The 17,911-nt window shown below is 45.2% G+C and carries 20 protein-coding genes and 1 other annotated feature; of the genes, 17 read left to right on the forward strand and 3 right to left on the reverse strand.

The window, feature by feature from the left end:
* The first annotated feature begins 28 nt into the window (after nucleotides 1–28).
* Nucleotides 29–751: an RNA polymerase sporulation sigma factor SigE gene (gene sigE / locus AC1DOV_RS19470; RefSeq protein WP_054027973.1), complete on the forward strand. Its 723-nt coding sequence runs from the start codon at nucleotides 29–31 to the stop codon at nucleotides 749–751.
* A 104-nt stretch (nucleotides 752–855) separates the two neighbouring features.
* Entirely contained in the window at nucleotides 856–1,638 is a 783-nt protein-coding gene (sigG, locus tag AC1DOV_RS19475) for an RNA polymerase sporulation sigma factor SigG (protein WP_054027974.1), read from the forward strand.
* Between the two features lie 54 nt (nucleotides 1,639–1,692).
* Here the strand turns inward: sigG and AC1DOV_RS19480 are convergent, their stop codons facing one another.
* Together AC1DOV_RS19480 and AC1DOV_RS19485 are read right to left on the reverse strand one after the other, a co-directional pair.
* Complete coding sequence (locus AC1DOV_RS19480; protein WP_477550798.1) at nucleotides 1,693–2,121, reverse strand: DUF3995 domain-containing protein; 429 nt, start codon at nucleotides 2,119–2,121, stop codon at nucleotides 1,693–1,695.
* A 16-nt stretch (nucleotides 2,122–2,137) separates the two neighbouring features.
* The gene (locus AC1DOV_RS19485; RefSeq protein WP_477550799.1) at nucleotides 2,138–2,704 is read right to left on the reverse strand and encodes a TetR/AcrR family transcriptional regulator; all 567 of its coding nucleotides are present in this window, start codon (nucleotides 2,702–2,704) and stop codon (nucleotides 2,138–2,140) included.
* A 178-nt stretch (nucleotides 2,705–2,882) separates the two neighbouring features.
* Here AC1DOV_RS19485 and AC1DOV_RS19490 point away from each other — a divergent pair, with 178 nt between their 5' ends.
* The 9 genes from AC1DOV_RS19490 (at nucleotide 2,883) to AC1DOV_RS19530 (ending at nucleotide 11,015) form a co-directional block, all read left to right on the forward strand.
* Nucleotides 2,883–3,164: a YlmC/YmxH family sporulation protein gene (locus tag AC1DOV_RS19490; protein ID WP_076268170.1), complete on the forward strand. Its 282-nt coding sequence runs from the start codon at nucleotides 2,883–2,885 to the stop codon at nucleotides 3,162–3,164.
* A gap of 142 nt (nucleotides 3,165–3,306) precedes the next feature.
* The gene (pgeF, locus tag AC1DOV_RS19495) at nucleotides 3,307–4,158 is read left to right on the forward strand and encodes a peptidoglycan editing factor PgeF (RefSeq protein ID WP_477550800.1); all 852 of its coding nucleotides are present in this window, start codon (nucleotides 3,307–3,309) and stop codon (nucleotides 4,156–4,158) included.
* Nucleotides 4,159–4,161: 3 nt separating this feature from the next.
* Nucleotides 4,162–4,881, forward strand: coding sequence for a YggS family pyridoxal phosphate-dependent enzyme (locus AC1DOV_RS19500; RefSeq protein WP_430060840.1), 720 nt, complete (start codon nucleotides 4,162–4,164; stop codon nucleotides 4,879–4,881).
* A 2-nt stretch (nucleotides 4,882–4,883) separates the two neighbouring features.
* The gene (locus tag AC1DOV_RS19505) at nucleotides 4,884–5,333 is read left to right on the forward strand and encodes a cell division protein SepF (protein ID WP_076268173.1); all 450 of its coding nucleotides are present in this window, start codon (nucleotides 4,884–4,886) and stop codon (nucleotides 5,331–5,333) included.
* A 10-nt stretch (nucleotides 5,334–5,343) separates the two neighbouring features.
* On the forward strand, nucleotides 5,344–5,610 hold the full coding sequence (locus AC1DOV_RS19510) for a YggT family protein (protein WP_054027981.1): 267 nt from the start codon (nucleotides 5,344–5,346) through the stop codon (nucleotides 5,608–5,610).
* Nucleotides 5,611–5,628: 18 nt separating this feature from the next.
* Entirely contained in the window at nucleotides 5,629–6,411 is a 783-nt protein-coding gene (locus AC1DOV_RS19515) for a YlmH family RNA-binding protein (RefSeq protein WP_076268174.1), read from the forward strand.
* 96 nt (nucleotides 6,412–6,507) lie between these two features.
* On the forward strand, nucleotides 6,508–7,005 hold the full coding sequence (locus AC1DOV_RS19520) for a DivIVA domain-containing protein (RefSeq protein ID WP_076268175.1): 498 nt from the start codon (nucleotides 6,508–6,510) through the stop codon (nucleotides 7,003–7,005).
* A 79-nt stretch (nucleotides 7,006–7,084) separates the two neighbouring features.
* Nucleotides 7,085–7,386: a binding site (T-box leader), on the forward strand.
* A gap of 46 nt (nucleotides 7,387–7,432) precedes the next feature.
* Nucleotides 7,433–10,531 (forward strand): isoleucine--tRNA ligase, encoded by a 3,099-nt coding sequence (ileS, locus tag AC1DOV_RS19525; protein WP_477550801.1) that lies wholly within the window; start codon nucleotides 7,433–7,435, stop codon nucleotides 10,529–10,531.
* A gap of 145 nt (nucleotides 10,532–10,676) precedes the next feature.
* Nucleotides 10,677–11,015 (forward strand): DUF5665 domain-containing protein, encoded by a 339-nt coding sequence (locus tag AC1DOV_RS19530; RefSeq protein ID WP_256710892.1) that lies wholly within the window; start codon nucleotides 10,677–10,679, stop codon nucleotides 11,013–11,015.
* On the opposite strand, the gene AC1DOV_RS19535 is transcribed toward AC1DOV_RS19530, so the two are convergent.
* Nucleotides 11,016–11,747, reverse strand: coding sequence for a TraR/DksA C4-type zinc finger protein (locus tag AC1DOV_RS19535; protein WP_477550802.1), 732 nt, complete (start codon nucleotides 11,745–11,747; stop codon nucleotides 11,016–11,018). It abuts the gene before it with no gap.
* Nucleotides 11,748–11,975: 228 nt separating this feature from the next.
* Here AC1DOV_RS19535 and lspA point away from each other — a divergent pair, with 228 nt between their 5' ends.
* The 6 genes from lspA (at nucleotide 11,976) to AC1DOV_RS19565 (ending at nucleotide 17,902) form a co-directional block, all read left to right on the forward strand.
* Nucleotides 11,976–12,497, forward strand: a complete 522-nt coding sequence (gene lspA, locus AC1DOV_RS19540) for a signal peptidase II (RefSeq protein ID WP_441909652.1) — start codon at nucleotides 11,976–11,978, stop codon at nucleotides 12,495–12,497.
* Nucleotides 12,478–13,416: an RluA family pseudouridine synthase gene (locus tag AC1DOV_RS19545; RefSeq protein WP_477510089.1), complete on the forward strand. Its 939-nt coding sequence runs from the start codon at nucleotides 12,478–12,480 to the stop codon at nucleotides 13,414–13,416. The genes lspA and AC1DOV_RS19545 overlap by 20 nt, the downstream gene beginning before the upstream one ends.
* Before the next feature lie 112 nt (nucleotides 13,417–13,528).
* Complete coding sequence (locus tag AC1DOV_RS19550) at nucleotides 13,529–14,764, forward strand: LL-diaminopimelate aminotransferase (protein WP_477550803.1); 1,236 nt, start codon at nucleotides 13,529–13,531, stop codon at nucleotides 14,762–14,764.
* Between the two features lie 339 nt (nucleotides 14,765–15,103).
* On the forward strand, nucleotides 15,104–15,679 hold the full coding sequence (gene pyrR, locus AC1DOV_RS19555; protein WP_441909650.1) for a bifunctional pyr operon transcriptional regulator/uracil phosphoribosyltransferase PyrR: 576 nt from the start codon (nucleotides 15,104–15,106) through the stop codon (nucleotides 15,677–15,679).
* Nucleotides 15,676–16,575 (forward strand): aspartate carbamoyltransferase catalytic subunit, encoded by a 900-nt coding sequence (locus AC1DOV_RS19560; RefSeq protein ID WP_076268183.1) that lies wholly within the window; start codon nucleotides 15,676–15,678, stop codon nucleotides 16,573–16,575. Before pyrR ends, AC1DOV_RS19560 begins: the two co-directional genes overlap by 4 nt.
* A 40-nt stretch (nucleotides 16,576–16,615) precedes the next feature.
* Nucleotides 16,616–17,902, forward strand: a complete 1,287-nt coding sequence (locus AC1DOV_RS19565) for a dihydroorotase (protein WP_477550804.1) — start codon at nucleotides 16,616–16,618, stop codon at nucleotides 17,900–17,902.
* Nucleotides 17,903–17,911: the final 9 nt, after the last annotated feature.

Genomic DNA, 17,911 nt, shown 5'->3' on the forward strand with positions numbered 1-17,911 from the left:
CTCATACAAACGAGGAGGGATGGGCCAGATGCTCGTCAAGTACAAACTGATCCTTCAGTTATATTATTATCGTGTCATGTTTTTATTCGGATTAAAAAGTGAAGAAATTTATTATATTGGTGGCAGTGAGGCATTACCGCCTCCCCTAACACGTGAAGAGGAAGAATATTTGCTGGAAAAACTGCCTACCGGCGATACGGCTATTCGCGCAATGCTAATCGAACGTAATTTAAGGCTAGTCGTATACATCGCTCGTAAGTTTGAGAATACCGGCATTCATATTGAAGATCTCGTATCAATCGGCGCGATCGGTCTAATTAAGGCGGTTAACACGTTTGATCCTGAGAAAAAGATTAAGCTGGCCACCTACGCCTCGCGTTGTATTGAAAATGAAATATTGATGTACCTGCGCCGCAATAGTAAGACGCGCACCGAAGTGTCCTTTGATGAACCGCTTAACATCGACTGGGATGGAAATGAACTGCTTCTATCGGATGTTCTCGGAACGGAGAATGATACGATTTACCGTAACATTGAAGAGCAGGTAGATCGCAAGCTGCTTCACAAAGCGCTTGATAAATTGTCAGAGCGTGAACGGATTATTATGGAGCTTCGCTTCGGTCTTGCCGACGGCGAGGAAAAAACACAAAAGGATGTTGCTGATCTTCTTGGCATTTCACAGTCCTATATTTCACGCCTTGAGAAGCGAATTATTAAAAGGCTTCGTAAAGAATTTAACAAAATGGTTTAGATCCCGCATCCTGCTTGCAGTTGTCGAACGATGTCGCAATAGGAATAAAAAGGACTCCTGAGGAGATAATGTACATTAATGTTTCTCCTTGGGAGGTAATCACGTTGACCCGAAATAAAGTCGAGATCTGTGGAGTGGATACCGCGAAACTGCCTGTCCTTAATAATGTCGAAATGAGAGAATTGTTTACGGCATTACAAACCCGTAATGAGTGGGCAGCAAGAGAGAAATTAGTTAACGGTAATCTGCGGCTAGTGCTTAGCGTTATACAACGGTTTAACAATAGGGGAGAGTTTGTAGACGACTTATTCCAGGTCGGATGCATTGGACTTATGAAGGCGATAGATAATTTCGACCTTAGCCAAAATGTCAAATTTTCCACCTATGCCGTACCGATGATTATCGGGGAAATACGCCGTTACTTGCGTGACAACAACCCTATACGCGTATCGCGCAGCTTGCGAGACATTGCCTACAAGGCGCTTCAAGTTAGGGATAGCTTGACGAACAAAAATTCACGCGAACCGACGATTTTTGAAATATCGGAAGCTTTAAATGTTCCGAAGGAAGATGTCGTATTCGCACTGGACGCCATTCAAGATCCTGTTTCATTGTTTGAACCGATCTACCATGACGGCGGCGATCCTATTTATGTTATGGACCAAATTAGTGACGAACGAAACAAAGACGTATCGTGGATCGAGGAAATCGCGCTTCGGGAAGCTATGCATAAGCTGAACGACCGTGAAAAAATGATTTTGTCGATGCGCTTTTTCGAAGGCAAGACGCAAATGGAGGTAGCCGATGAAATCGGCATCTCACAGGCACAGGTATCTCGTTTGGAAAAGTCGGCTATTCAGCAAATGCAAAAGCATGTAAAAACATAAAAAAACGGTGCCGAGAGGCACCGTTTTTTTGTTTATGTGATTTATTGAAGGGGACTAACCAATGATCATCAACCAAAAAGATAAGAAACTGATGATCAGACAAAGCGGTGAGTAAACATACGTATCCATTCGTGCAAAATGTGTGTTTCGAATCGTTTTGAATAACCCGACTGCACGAAACTCACCAACTGCTCTAGCCAAAAAAACAATAGCAAGTGCCCAGCCTGCAATGGAGGGCAGCGATGCTGGTCCGATGACAGGGATAATATCAGCAAACATAAGAATGAATGCGGCGCCCGCAAAGAAAAGTACTGCAACAGCTGCAGTTCCAATCGGACGAGGTTTAAAAAGAGGCTGAGATGTGTAATTTTTTGTCGGGACAGCAATGGAGATTCCATGCCGACCGCCAAACACCCAATATATATGTATTACGCCGATGACGAACAACACCGCACTAATGAGCGCTGCTAATAACGATTGCATCACATATCCCTCCGTGTCATGTATGATTTTTTTCAATAAACGGCATGAGCAGGTCAATCTGCTTCTTAGTTTCTTCCGGATTGAGAGTACGATGTTTATTTCGTTCGTACCATCCCAAGTAATAACTGTATAAGAGTTCAGATGTAATCTTTGCCTCAACTTCTAATAATTCGCACGCTATGAGCAAACCGCTCATATAATCCAAGCGCTGCTGCTCAATTTGCTGAAGCAGCTCGGCATACGCAGGCGATGTCGTTCCTAATTTTCGGAAATGATAAATAAAATCTTTTCCTTCTATCGTGCTGAACATGACGCTGAGCAGCTGGTATACCTTTTGCTTTGGTTCTAATGAATCATACTGCTGAATATGAGCGATGATTGATGTGGTTGTTTGTTCATGCCAGTAATGAATAATACGATCCACATACAAAATACGATTTTTAAAATACCAATAAAAGCTGGTTTTACTGCTGTTTAACTGCTTAGCGAGCTGTTCGATAACGAGAGCTTCGACACCCCCTTCAGCAAATTTTTGCAGCCCAAGCTTGATCCAATCGAGTTCCGTTGCGACGATTTTTGGCATGATATGCTCCTTATTCGATCCTCTGATATTCTTTTATTGTACGCTATCGTACATAAAAATCAAATTTTGAAATAAGAGGCTCCTTTTCTTGATAAGAAGGACATTTTGGGCGATTTCCACATATAGTTATAGGAGAGACAAACGGGTGATCACTCTACTTGAAAAGTGGTGAGCGGAAATGAAAATATCTGATTTTCAGACAAAGGACGTTATTAATATTGTGGACGGAAAAAAGCTGGGTCAAATAACGGATTTGGAGCTTGATCTGCGGCAAGGTCGGATCGATTCTATTGTGGTGCCGCAGTATACTAAGTTTTTGGGGATGTTTGGCGGTGGCGGCACGGAAGTCGTTATTCCATGGCGCAATATTGTGAAAATTGGGGCAGATGTTGTGCTCGTTCGAATGGATGACACGAAACAGCTTCGTTCCGAGGAAGAAGATTTGCACGCTCGCTCATAAAACGCTAAACTGTGACTATACCAGCAAAGCAGATTTGCTTTGCAAACCTTAGCAAATGCTTACGAAGTAGGTTTGCTCTACAAACCTAAGCTTATGCTTACGAAGTAGGTTTGCTTCGCAAACCTTTAATAGAGGTGAACAAATGGAAGCTTTTAAACATAATCAATCAGCGAAGGGACCTTCGCTTTTTTTATTGTCTGAATGGGAATCACGTTATGATCGTTTGAACGCGGGGTTTACAGGACGTCAAGGCGGGGTTAGCGAAGGACACTTTTCATCGTTAAACATGGGCTTGCACGTCAAGGATCAAGATGCCGCGGTTATATCAAATAGGCGATTGCTGACCGATGCTATCGGCTGGCCTTTTGAAGCATGGACTTGTGCTGAACAGGTGCATGGGAACCGGGTATGGCAAGTGACTGAAGCAGATAAAGGCAAGGGTAGAAATAGTCTGGACGATGTGCTGAGGGATTGTGATGCTATCATGACTAACGTCCCTGGGGTGCTGCTGACTTCTTTTTACGCAGATTGTGTCCCCTTGTATTTCTATGATCCAGAGCATGATGCGGTGGCGCTTGCCCATGCCGGTTGGAAGGGAACCGTCCAGCAGATCGCTATTGAAACGGTACGAGCAATGGAGCAAGCATATGGAACCGACCCTAAAGCGCTTGTGGCAGCGATAGGGCCTTCTATAGGAGGCTGCTGCTATGAGGTGGATGGTCCAGTCATAGAGCAAGTACAGGCGCTTTTGACTGATCTGAGCTTGACGCCAGAAGAAGCGGAATCAATGCTTAAGCAAACCGAGGATGGCAAAGCGAACTTAGACTTGAAAGAAATAAACCGACAGATTATGATAAAAGCAGGAATTTTGCCGATACGTATCGAATTAACAGAGTGGTGCACTGGATGCAGACGGGATTTGTTTTTTTCTCATCGCAAAGAAGGTGGCTTAACCGGCCGAATGGCCAGTTGGATCGGCATTCGGGAGAGGTGAAACATGTCATTCACATTAGAGAATAGAATTGAGCTTGTGGAAGAGCGAATTAAGAAAGCCTGCGAGCGTGCCGGGCGCAGCAGAGATGAAGTTCAAATTATTGCTGTTACGAAATATGTTTCTTTAGATACTACGAAGGCTGCCCTAGGGCAAGGCTTGCTTCATTTGGGTGAAAATCGTTGGCAGGACGCGCAGGCGAAGTGGGAAGCGATAAGCGGCAGTGACGATCTAGCAGCAGAGGATCAGCCTATCTGGCATTTTATCGGTTCATTGCAAACGAATAAGGTGAAGGACGTCATTGGGAAGTTTACATACATGCATTCGTTGGACAGGCTATCGCTTGCTGAAGCCATAAATAAGCGTGCTTCCCAGCTAGGGATTATCGTTCCTTGCTTTATTCAAGTAAATGTATCTGGGGAAGATTCCAAGCAAGGCATTAATCCAGACGAGCTCTTTCCCTTTGTGGAGCAGCTTGCTAAGTTTAATTCGATCAAGCCAATTGGTTTGATGACGATGGCTCCTTATGAAGCCGAACCAGAGCAAACGAGACCCGTCTTTAGAGCATTGCGAGAGCTGAGGGATGAATTAGAGCGGCGCTCGGAACATCCAAACACCATCACCCAGTTATCAATGGGCATGTCGAATGATTTTGAGGTTGCCATCGAAGAAGGAGCGACATGGATTCGCCTTGGTACGATATTAGTAGGGAAAGAGGAGGAATAGGGATGAGCGTCATGAACCGCTTTATGAGTTTTCTTGGCTTGCAAGATGAAGAAGAAGTTGTAGAGAGAGAACGTGTTGTACAGCAGGAAGAACAAGAAGCTGAAACTTCTCCCTTCGAGGCACGTAAAAACACGAAGAGCAATAATGTCGTCAGCATTCATTCACAGAAGAATGTCCGGGTAGTACTTAGCGAGCCAAGGTCTTATGATGAAGCGCAAGAAATTGCTGATCATTTGCGTTCACGCCGTGCAGTAATCGTGAATCTTCAACGTGTTCGCAGCGATCTTGCTGTTCGAATTGTTGATTTTCTAAGCGGTACCGTGTACGCTTTAGGCGGAAGCATCTCTAAGCTAGGACCCAATATTTTTCTTTGTACGCCGGATTCAGTCGAAATTCAAGGTGCTATAACGGAAATGCTGGCGGAGGAGAACGACTACAACAAAATGAGGTGACCTTGAGTTAATGGATGAAGTTTATAGTATTGTGATGCTGGTACAAAAAATTTACACGTTTATGATCATTGGTTATGTGCTGCTATCTTGGTTGCCTAACGCTCGTGAAAGCTTTATCGGCGTATTTCTAGGTAAGCTGGTTGAGCCATACTTAGGTATTTTCAGAAAGTTTATTCCGCCAATCGGAGGCATGCTGGATCTTTCGCCAATCCTTGCCGTGTTCGCTTTGCAATTTGTAGCTTATGGCCTGATTGCAGTAATCGGATTTTTTATTTGATTAAAGGAATGAGTTTATATGAAACAAGGAATATACGATCATTTCCATCCCGATGAGAAACCTTTCGTAGATCGGGCGGAGGAATGGATAGAGCGGTCCGCACAGCAGCATGAGCTGAAGCGGACCGATTTTTTAGACCCAAGACAAGCACAAATATTGACTATTTTGGCAAATCGCAACCCTGATGTTAATGTCCGGTTTGACGGCGGTTATGATCAAGCTGAGCGTAGACGAGCCATTATAGGTCCAGATTATCGAAATTTGGATGACGAAAATGCTGGCATATCTGTTCTTGTAGTTAATGGACCGGGACAAGCCCAGATGGAATTAGATCATGGTGATTTTTTAGGAGCACTGCTTGGACTTGGTATAAAACGTGACCGAATTGGTGACATACATGTGCATGAGCATTTTTGTCATATCATTGTTATGGATGAAATTGCGGATTACTTGAATATCCATCTGAGACAGGTTCATCGGATTAATGTGCTGACAGACGTACTTCCACTATCTGAGCTTCAGACGGCTTTGGTTAAGCTGGAGGAAATGAGTTTGTCAGTTGCTTCTATGCGATTGGATGGGATTGCGAGCGATGTTTATCGCATAAGCAGATCCAAAATCGTTGATCCGATTCGGGCAGGAAGATGCAGGGTGAATTGGAAATCGGAAGAAGACCCATCCGAGCAGCTTCGAGCGGGTGACGTTGTGTCATTCAAAGGACTTGGCCGATTTAAAGTACTAGAGGTGGATGGCGTGACAAAAAAAGGCAGAATTCGAGTAAAGATCGGCAAATTTATTTGAATGATTGCAGGAATTTTCCTGTAGTTGTCGAATTATTCTCATCAAATCGTGTATTTTCGGTTACGAATGTTCCAAATACCATAAGGAGGTGCCCCAATGCCGTTATCGCCATTGGACATACATAACAAAGAGTTTGGTCGGAGATTACGTGGCTACGATGAGGATGAAGTTAATGAATTTCTAGATCAGGTCATCAAAGACTATGAATCGCTCATTCGTGAAAATAAAGAAATGCAAAACCAAGTATTAGGCTTGCAGGAAAGATTGAATCATTTTACGAATATCGAAGAAACGCTTAGCAAAACGATTATAGTTGCACAAGAAGCAGCCGATGAAGTAAGAAACAACGCGAAGAAAGAAGCACAGTTGATCATTAAGGAATCAGAGAAAAACGCTGATCGAATTATCAATGATTCACTTGCCAAGTCTCGCAAGGTTTCTCTTGAGGTGGAAGAGCTTAAAAAACAAGCTTCCGTATACCGTGCTCGTTTCCGTACACTTGTAGAAGCTCAGCTTGAACTGCTTTCGGTAGATGGTTGGGATACGCTGGAGCCGCATGTAAGACAAACCGAGCATGAATTGACTCGCGGCTAGTTTTTTTATAAACAGGCGAAATGCCATTTGACATTTGGCCTGTTGTTACGCTATAACTAATAGTAATTAATTGATGATCTAAACTTCGTTGATGAGAACAAGTACGTTTTGAGTTCACTCCTCAGAGAGCCGGCGGCAGCTGAAAGCCCGGTGTGTGAGCTATTGCGGAATATCCTCTCTGAGAAGCGGTGCTGAACCTGCGTATGCAGCAGTAAGTGCTGACGGCTGTCCCCCGTTACAGGGAACGCGAATATTATGTTCGCGACTAAGGTGCCGCATGAAGCACAGCTGAACGTAGCTGTCTGCTCTCATTGACTTGTTGCTGGATTTCAGCAGCAGTGCGGAACAAGGGTGGTAACGCGACTAAGCCTCGTCCCTTCTCATAGGGATGAGGCTTTATTTTTGTTTAAATTAGGAGGCTGAAGCGATGCAACGCGTAGACGTTAAGGAACGTGCCCGCACCCGTGAGCTGCGAGTGCTGGAGCAATGGAAAACAGATGAAACGTTTAAAAAATCAATAGCAAACCGGGAAGGCAAGCCGAATTTTGTATTTTATGAAGGGCCGCCTACCGCTAATGGAGCACCACATATCGGTCATGTACTTGGCCGCGTAATTAAAGATTTTATTTGCCGCTACAAAACAATGGCAGGATACCGTGTTATCCGTAAAGCAGGATGGGATACGCATGGTCTACCGGTTGAGCTTGGAGTTGAGAAGCAGCTAGGCATCTCCGGCAAGCAGGAAATCGAAGAATACGGTGTAGAGAAGTTTGTGAAAAAATGCAAAGACAGCGTATTTGAATATGAGAAGCAGTGGCGTGAGCTGACAGAAGGCATCGCGTATTGGACGGATTTAGACAATCCATATATCACGCTTAAAAACGAGTACATCGAGAGTGTATGGCATATTTTATCGTCAATCCACGGAAAAGGTCTGCTGTACCGCGGTCATCGCGTAAGTCCTTATTGTCCGGATTGTCAAACGACGCTTAGCTCACACGAGGTTGCTCAAGGTTATGAGGATGTTAAGGATTTAAGCGCAACAGCGAAGTTTAAGCTAGTGGAGTCGGGAGAATTCGTTCTCGCTTGGACAACTACGCCGTGGACGCTTCCTGCAAATGTGGCGTTAGCCGTAAATCCGGAGCTTGATTATATCCGTGCTTCCAAAAACGGTGAAGTGTATATCGTTGCTCAAAATCTAGCGGAGAGCGTTCTTAAAGAAGATTATGAAGTTCTATCCGTATTGAAAGGCGCTGAACTTGTTGGTCTTAGCTACGAGCCGCCATTCCAATACGTTGCCCTAGAAAAAGGCCACGTCGTTATTGCAGGCGATTTCGTTAGCGACACTAGCGGTACGGGTATCGTTCATATCGCGCCAGCACATGGTGAGGATGACTACCGAGTTTCACGCGACAACGGAATCAGCATGCTGAGTGTTGTTGATTTGGCTGGTCGCTATACGTCAGAGGTTACTGACTTTGCAGGACGTTTCGTGAAAGACGCTGAGCTTGATATTGACATCGTCAAGAACCTTAGTGAACGCGGTCTTCTTTACTCGAAGGAGCGCTACGAGCATAGCTATCCATTCTGCTGGCGCTGCAAAACGCCGCTCATCTACTATGCGATGGAAAGCTGGTTTATTAAAACAACAGCGGTTAAGGATCAGTTGATCGCCAACAACAACAGCGTTGATTGGTATCCTGGCCACATCCGTGAAGGACGCTTTGGTAAGTTTCTGGAGGATTTGGTGGATTGGAACATCAGCCGCAACCGTTATTGGGGCACGCCGCTTAACGTTTGGGTCTGCGATGTAACAGGCAAAGAGTATTCACCAAGCAGTATTGCTGATCTGCGTGCGATGGCGATTGGCGATGTGCCAGAAGACATTGAGCTTCATAAACCGTATGTGGATGATATTAAACTGAAATCACCTTTCGCTGAGGGTGCTGAAATGACGCGTACACCTGAAGTTATCGATGTATGGTTCGACAGCGGTTCGATGCCGTTCGCTCAGCATCATCATCCGTTTGAGAATGAGCAGCAATTCGCAGAGCAATATCCAGCAGACATTATCTGTGAGGGTATTGACCAAACGCGCGGCTGGTTCTACAGCTTGCTTGCAGTTTCTACACTGTATAATGGCAAAGCGCCATATAAAGCGGTTATCTCAACTGGCCATATTTTGGATGAGAACGGGCAAAAGATGTCCAAATCTAAGGGCAATGTAATTGACCCTTGGGAAATCATCAACGAATATGGAACGGACGCATTCCGCTGGGCATTACTTGCAGACAGCGCGCCATGGAACAGCAAACGCTTCTCACGCGGCATTGTTGGCGAAGCGAAATCGAAAGTCATTGATACCATCGTAAATACACATGCGTTTTTCGCGTTATATGCTTCAATCGATGGCTTTGACTACACAGCGCATGAAGAGATCAAATCAGACAACAAGCTGGATCGCTGGATCATTTCACGTCTGAACAGCTTGATTAATACAGTGAACAAGGGTCTTGAAGTAAATGATTTCCTAAATCCAGCTAAATCGATTGAGGTTTTCGTTGACGAGCTGAGCAACTGGTATATCCGCCGTTCACGTGATCGTTTCTGGGGAAGTGGGCTTACAGATGATAAATTAGCCGCTTATCAAACTTTGCGCAGCGTATTGCTTACCCTCTCGCGTCTGATCGCTCCTTATGCACCTTTGCTTGCAGAGGATGTATTCGGAAACCTTGGCGGAGCAGGCAGCGTTCATTTGGCTGATTATCCGAAAGCAGATGAAACACTTATTGATGAGACGTTGGAGCGCGATATGGAAAGTGCAAAACAAATCGTTGAGCTTGCTCGCAACGTTCGGAACGAAACGGGAATCAAAACGCGCCAGCCTTTGTCGGAGCTAATCGTATCGCTTGATCGTGATTTCAACGTAGCAGACTACGAGGATATCGTGAAGGATGAAATAAATGTAAAAGCTATTACCGTACAAAATTCAGACAGTGGATTTGTTGACTTCACCCTTAAGCTGAATCTTAAAATTGCCGGTAAAAAATACGGTAAAAACGTTGGACCTATTCAAGGTCAGCTAAAAGGACTATCAGCAGAACAGACTCGAAACATCGTAAATGGCGGAAGCTTCCACTTCACAAGTGCAGAAGGCGAACAGCTGTCGATCACTGTTGATGAGCTGTTGGTTGAGAAGCAAGCGAAGTCAGGTTTCGCATCTGCATCTGGCAACGGTGTTACTGTAGCGCTGAATACGGATATCACAGCTGAGCTTGAGCAAGAGGGCTGGGTTCGTGAAGTGATTCGCGCCGTTCAGGATACACGCAAAAAGCTCGATCTGCCAATTGAGAAGCGCATCGATCTTGTACTTGATGTTGACGCAGAGCTCAAAGCGGCGCTGGATGCGTTCGCACAAGTGCTTCAAGACAACGTGCTTGTTCAAACCGTTACTTATGGTGATGAGCCGGGGATGGAGAAAGTTGTGCTTGGCGAAAAAGAAATAGGGATTTTCATCCGCGGATAAGGTTATAGTATAAAGGAAATTAACAAGCGAAAAAAACGAGGCCGTCGCCTTCCGACAGCTGCAGCAAACGACTGAATGGTCGCGATGCTTGCAATGTCCGGCAGGTCAGGCCTCGTTTTATTGTTTGACAAAGGGGATGCCTCGTATGAATACAAATAACCCGGAACAGCCGAAAAATTTGAACGAGTTACAAACTTCGTTAAGCAAGCTTGATAAACGACTGCAAACTATTGCTACCGAAATGGAACATACCCAAATAGCGGACTACATTGATCTGTTAAACAGACCATGGACAATGATTTGGAAAAACCTGCTGGCTGGTACAGCCAGAGGTGTAGGAATCGCGATTGGCTTTACCTTTTTTGCTGCGACCATTCTTTATGTTCTGCGTATATTAGGAGCGTTAAACTTACCGATAATCGGCGACTATATTGCAGACATTGTCCGAATTGTCCAAATCCAGCTCGAAGGAAAAGTTTATTGATTATAAGCGTTGATCCTCAAGATCAGCTTCTAATCCATGATCGCCTTCGTCTGACTCCAAGTAATTTTTATACTCTCGGTTGCGGATGACGGACACATGACGCCCTGTAATGTCGGTTGCAAGAAAGCTTTCAATGGATTCAACGAAGCCGTCATTCTCGAAAGCTTCAATGCCTACATGCTCATAATCGGCAACATCTCGATTCTCGGATGTGGCAGGTGAATCCGCATTGCCCCATTGCTCAACAATTTGCCAAGCATCCTCGCCATCAAAACCGTTGTAGGAATCATGCTCATCCATGCTGGTTCGACCAAATGGAGGTTCGAGAAATAATTCTTCAACCGGCCTGCGCAGGGATAAATGTTGTCTTGGCGCATGTTCAATGCAATAAAGCGTATCGGGTACGGCATCCAAACGCTCAAGCGGGATAGGTTCATTGCATGTTTTACAAATGCCGTATGTTCCATCAGCAATCGCGGTTAGCGCTGCCTCAATGCGATTCAGATGCAATTCCTCTTGTTCATGAAGGGCTACATCTTTCTCGCGTTCATAAAGCTCAGTAGCGACATCACCTGGATGATTATCGATTGTGGATAGTTCTCCGGTAGTGTCACGCAACGAATTCGCTAAGCCATAATGATCGTTTTCTGAGAAACGTCTTTCAATTTCGCGCTGCTCGTCCAACAATCTGGCTTGCAGCAGCTGAATATGAGCAGTGTTTGGCTTTGTCATTTTGAGCACCCTCCTTAGCAGGGAACATAATTGCAGTATTAGCTTTTGCTGAAATACGGTTTTTCAGTATGGTCTTCAATGGAAGAACAGCAGGCGGGTGCTGGCTCTTATTTAGCTCCGTATGCTACAATTGATTAGCAAACTTTCAGAAATGCGCTGGCTTTTCACATCTAGCCTGAAGTGCTTTTGAATGGAAACGCTGCTTTACAAAAAATTAGGAGTGATTCGATGCGTTTTTATTATTACTGGGTAGCGGTATTAGTGTTAGTCCTTGATTTTGTAACAAAGAAATTAATTGAGACAAAATTGGAGATCGGGGATCAAATTAGCATTATCGGTAATTTTTTTCTCATCACTTCGCATCGAAATCGCGGTGCTGCATTTGGCATCTTGCAAGAGCAAAGACTGTTTTTTATCATTATTACCGTTATCATTGTTTTGGGTATCATTTGGTACATACAGGCATCGAGAAAATCAGCTAAGCCTTGGTTGCTAGTAGGACTCGGACTAGTTCTTGGCGGCGCAATTGGCAACTTTCTCGATCGCGCGCGTTATGGTGAGGTTGTTGACTTTCTGCAGTTTAACTTCGGCAGCTATGGCTTCCCAATATTCAACGTAGCGGATTCAGCGATTGTCTGTGGTGTAGCATTAATTCTAATTGACACCTTGTTATCGGCTAGAGATGACAAGAAACGTTTGCAAAATGGAGAGGACAAGGATCAAAACAATCATGAGCAGCAACCTGTATAATGAAGAACCGTTGGAATGGATCGTAGAGGCGGAGCAATCCGGCGAACGAGTAGACAAGTTTGTAACAGACAGTATTGACGATCAAGGCGTATCCCGAACCCAGGTTCAGGAATGGATCAAAGCAGGGGCCGTTCAGGTCGATGACAAAGTGGCAAAAGCGAATCTGAAGGTAGCAGAGGGCAATCGTGTCGTTCTGATTATCCCAGAGCCTGAAGAGGCCGCCATTGTCCCTGAGAACATTCCGCTTGAAGTTATCTATGAGGATTCAGACTTGATTGTTATTAATAAAAAGCGCGGTATGGTCGTTCATCCTGCACCTGGTCATTCTTCAGGCACGCTTGTTAATGCGCTGATGTATCACTGCAAGGACTTGTCCGGCATTAACGGCATGATCCGTCCGGGCATTGTTCACCGCATAGATAAGGATACAACAGGTTTGTTGATGGCTGCCAAAAACGATCTGGCGCATATCTCGCTTGCTGAGCAGCTTAAGGAGCATACGGTAACGCGGAAATATATCGCACTTGTGCACGGCAATTTGCCGCATGACCAAGGTACAATTGATGCGCCTATCGGACGTGACCTGAATGACAGGAAGCTGTTTACGGTAACCGAGCACAATAGCAGACATGCAGTAACACATTTTCACGTATTGGAGCGCTTAGGCGATTACACGATTGTAGAGCTTCAGCTAGAGACGGGACGTACCCATCAAATTCGTGTGCATATGAAATATATCGGTCATCCGCTTGCGGGAGATCCGGTTTACGGCCGCAACAAGACTGTAGCCTTAAAAGGACAAGCTTTGCATGCTACGCTGCTTGGCTTTACACATCCGCGCAGCGGCGAGCGGCTGGAGTTCGAAATGCCTTTGCCGGCAGACTTCGAATATGTATTAAGCAGCTTGCGTTCAAGGTAATAGTGCAATAGTGCAAACTTTTCACCACATTATTCATTATTTCAATCACATAAGTACGTTATTCTAATCAATAACAACTGAAGTAAATGAATATAAGGATAGGTGACGTGAAATGACTTCCATTAACCAAAATTACTTGGAGCTGCAAGGCAGCTACTTGTTTTCTGAAATTGCAAAACGCCGTACTAAATTCATTCAAGAAAATCCAAATGCTGAAATCATCAGCTTAGGAATTGGTGATGTTACGCGCGGTTTGCCGGATTCGGTTCTGAATGCTATGCACAGTGCAGTGGACGAGCTTGCAGCTCCAGGTTCATTCCGTGGATACGGACCTGAGCAGGGCTACGATTTTCTAATAAATGCAATTATCGAAAATGACTATAAAGCACGCGGCATTGACATTGCAACAAATGAAGTGTTTGTAAGTGATGGTTCCAAATGCGATGTCGGCAATATACAAGAAATTTTCAGCGAGAACAGTATCGTTGCAGTACAAGATCCGGTTTATCCAGTCTACGTCGATACGAACGTCATGGCTGGCCGCTCAGGCAAATACAATCAAGATACAAAGCGCTATGAGAACATTGCGTATTTGGAGTGTACAGCTGAAAATGATTTCAAGCCTAGCCTTCCTGATCGTAAAGTAGACATTATTTACTTGTGCTATCCGAACAATCCAACTGGCATGACGCTTACGAAAGAAGAGCTTAAAGTATGGGTTGACTATGCGAAAGCAAACAACTGCATCATTCTTTATGACTCCGCATACGAAGCATTTATTCAGGAAGAAGATGTTCCGCACAGCATTTACGAAATCGAAGGCGCGCGTGAAGTAGCCATCGAATTCCGCAGCTTCTCCAAAACAGCAGGTTTTACTGGTGTTCGCTGTGCATACACAGTTGTGCCGCGTGAGCTGAAAGGTCTTGACGCTTCAGGAAATGAAGTGTTGATCAATGATTTGTGGAATCGCCGCCATACGACGAAGTTTAACGGCGTATCATACGTTACACAACGTGGAGCAGCTGCTATCTATTCTGAAGAGGGCAAAGCGCAAATCAAATCTTTGGTTGACTACTACATGAAAAATGCAGCAATTATCCGTGACGGCCTTGCGTCCATCGGTCTAGAGGTATTTGGCGGAGTAAATGCTCCTTATATTTGGCTGAAAACACCGAACGGCATGGATTCATGGTCATTCTTCGATAAGCTTCTTACAGAAGCAAACATCGTTGGAACGCCAGGTGTAGGCTTCGGTCAAAGCGGTCAAGGCTATTTCCGCCTTACAGCATTCGGAAGCCTTGAGAATACTCAAAAAGCAGTTGAAAGAATTCGTAAATTACGCCTGTAACAAATAATCGCTATCCTTGCATAGTTTATCAGGATTGGTCCACACTAAGTTGAAGCGGAAATAATCGTTTTTACTTGACATCTTTTGTCGAACGTGGGATAATTCCTATGATATACATCAGTACCTTTAACTCAGTCCAGAGAGGCTGGCAAGGTAGCGTGAATAACAGGTCTATAGAAGAGAGGAATAGGACAGCTTTATGCACTGCTTTCTGTGACGAGAGCTCTGCTTGCTTGCACCTATCTCTTTAAGCCTTATCACAAGCTCCTTGCGAAATTCGCAAGGAGCTTTTTGTCGCAACCTGGCAGTTTTGGACGGTTATGGAAGGAGTCAGCGGAAATGACGGAAGAAGAGCATTTAGTCATCATGGATGAAACGGCGATTCGCCGCGCATTAACGCGAATTGCTCATGAAATTGTGGAGAAGAACAAGGGAATCGATAACTGTGTGATTGTAGGCATTCGCACAAGAGGGATCTACCTTGCTCGGCGAATTGCAGAGCGCATCGGTGAAATTGAAGGAAAGCCTGTTCCTGTGAGCGAGCTTGATATTACTCAATACCGTGATGATCGAAAAGCAATCATATCTGCAGACATGGAAATAGCAGCAGCAATTGGCGATACCGACGGCATACCCTTTACGGTTCAAGACAAACGCATTATTTTGTTCGATGACGTATTGTACACGGGCCGCACGATTCGCGCTGCAATGGACGCGCTTATGGATTGCGGAAGGCCGCAAAGCATTCAGCTCGCCGTCCTTGTAGACAGAGGACATCGCGAACTGCCGATTCGACCAGATTTTGTAGGCAAGAACGTCCCAAGCTCTAAGCAAGAGCAAATCGATGTGGCTCTTACCGAAATCGATCAAATCGACCAAGTGACCATTATTAATCAGAGGGGGCAAGCCGGATGACCATCACACAGCTTAAACAACGGAGTTTGCTCGGATTAAAAGATTTAAGCCAAGAAGAGATTGAATCGATACTAGATCGTGCTGCTTATTGGGAGAATCATTCAAACAAAGTGCACACGACGATGCAAGGCAGATTTGCAGCCAATATGTTTTTCGAGAACAGCACGCGTACTCGCTTTTCATTCGAAGTAGCAGAGAAACGACTAGGTACAGAAGTGCTGAATTTCTCCGCTGCGGTTTCAAGTGTACAAAAGGGCGAGTCAATCTACGATACTGTACGCACACTTGAATCAATGGGAATTGACGTTGGCATCATTCGCTTAAAGCCAATCGGCGTTCTTGCAGAACTAGCAACGAAGATCAAGGTGCCGCTTATCAATGCCGGTGATGGCAATAACGAGCACCCGACACAAGCGCTGCTGGATATGTACACGATGCGCAAGCATTTTGGACAACTCAAAGGCTTGACGGTCTCGATCGTTGGAGATGTGCTGCATAGCCGCGTTGCAAGATCGAATCTATGGGCTTTGCAAAAATTCGGAGTTAATGTGAACTTTTGCTCACCGCCAAATATGCAAGCCTCTGAACTTGACGTCTCTTATGTCTCAATAGATGAAGCATTAAAATCAGATGTTGTCATGATGCTGCGCGTCCAGCTGGAACGCCATGAAAGCGGAATGCTGAACTCTGCTGAAAGTTACCGCGAGCATTACGGCTTGACGGTAGAGAGAGCCAGCAAGCTGGCTAATCACGCGATCATTATGCATCCTGCTCCAATCAACCGCAACGTAGAAATAGACGATGAACTGGTTGAGCATCCACAATCTCGTATTTTCCCGCAAATGGAAAACGGGGTTCCTATCCGCATGGCGGTAGTAGAGCGTGCGCTCAGCTAATTTTAGCAACATAGATCTAAATCCGGAGGGTGAAACGACAATGTCATTATGGATTATAAACGGTAACGTATGGAATGAAACTTCGGGCAGCTTAGAAAGTAAGCATATTCGGATTGAAAATAACAAGATCGAAGCTATTATAGACGGTTCCGAATCAGTAGATACAGGAAGCGCAGAAGTCGTTGATGCAAAGGGCAAGCTGGTATCGCCAGGCTTTATCGATATGCACGTTCATTTGCGCGATCCGGGCTTTGAATATAAAGAAGATATCGCAACAGGCACACGCTCTGCTGCAAAAGGCGGATTCACAACGATTGCATGTATGCCCAACACTCGCCCTGTAACGGATACTGCTGAAACGGTACGCTACATTGCGAACAAGGCGGCTCAAGTCGGCGTTGTCAAAGTATTGCCATACGCATCCATCACTAAAAACGAGCTTGGCCGTGAGTTGACGGACTTTGCTTCATTAAAAGAAGCGGGTGCAATTGGCTTTACGGATGATGGTGTAGGTGTCCAGAACGCGCAAATGATGAAAAACGCGATGGCGCTTGCTCATTCCATGGATATGCCGATCATCGCTCACTGCGAAGATGATTCATTGGTTGAAGGCGCTTGGGCATCGGAAGGCGAGTTTTCCCGCAAGCACGGCTTGAAAGCTATCCCAAATGAATCCGAAGCGATTCATGTAGGCAGAGACGTACTATTGGCGGAAGCGACGGGCGTTCATTATCATGTATGCCACGTTAGTACTGAACAATCGGTACGGTTAATTCGCCTAGCTAAGCAAATCGGAGTTCGCGTTACTGCTGAGGTTTGCCCGCATCACTTGCTGCTGTCTGATGAGGATATTCCGGGCCTTGATGATGCGAATTGGAAAATGAATCCTCCGCTTCGTACGCCGCGTGACGTTCAAGCGGTTATCGAAGCGATTGAAGACGGAACGATCGATATGGTCGTTACGGATCATGCACCGCATAGCGCGGAAGAGAAAGCGCGCGGCGTTCAACTTGCACCTTTTGGCATCGTTGGCTTCGAGACAGCTTTCCCGCTCTTGTACACAAAATTTGTTCAAACCGGCAAGTGGACGCTTGGCTTCCTACTTCAGCGCATGACTGCGGATCCGGCACGTGTTTTCCGGCTTCCAACGGGGCGTTTAGAGCAAGGCGCTCCTGCTGATATTACAATCGTTGATTTGGATAACGAGCGTTCGGTTGATCCGAGCACATTCGCATCCAAAAGCAACAACACGCCATTCGGCGGCTGGAAGCTTAGCGGCTGGCCTGTGACAACGATCGTTGACGGCGCAGTTGTTTGGTCAGAATAAATAACTTTT

It is taken from the genome of Paenibacillus sp. 01T47, from assembly GCF_056398245.1.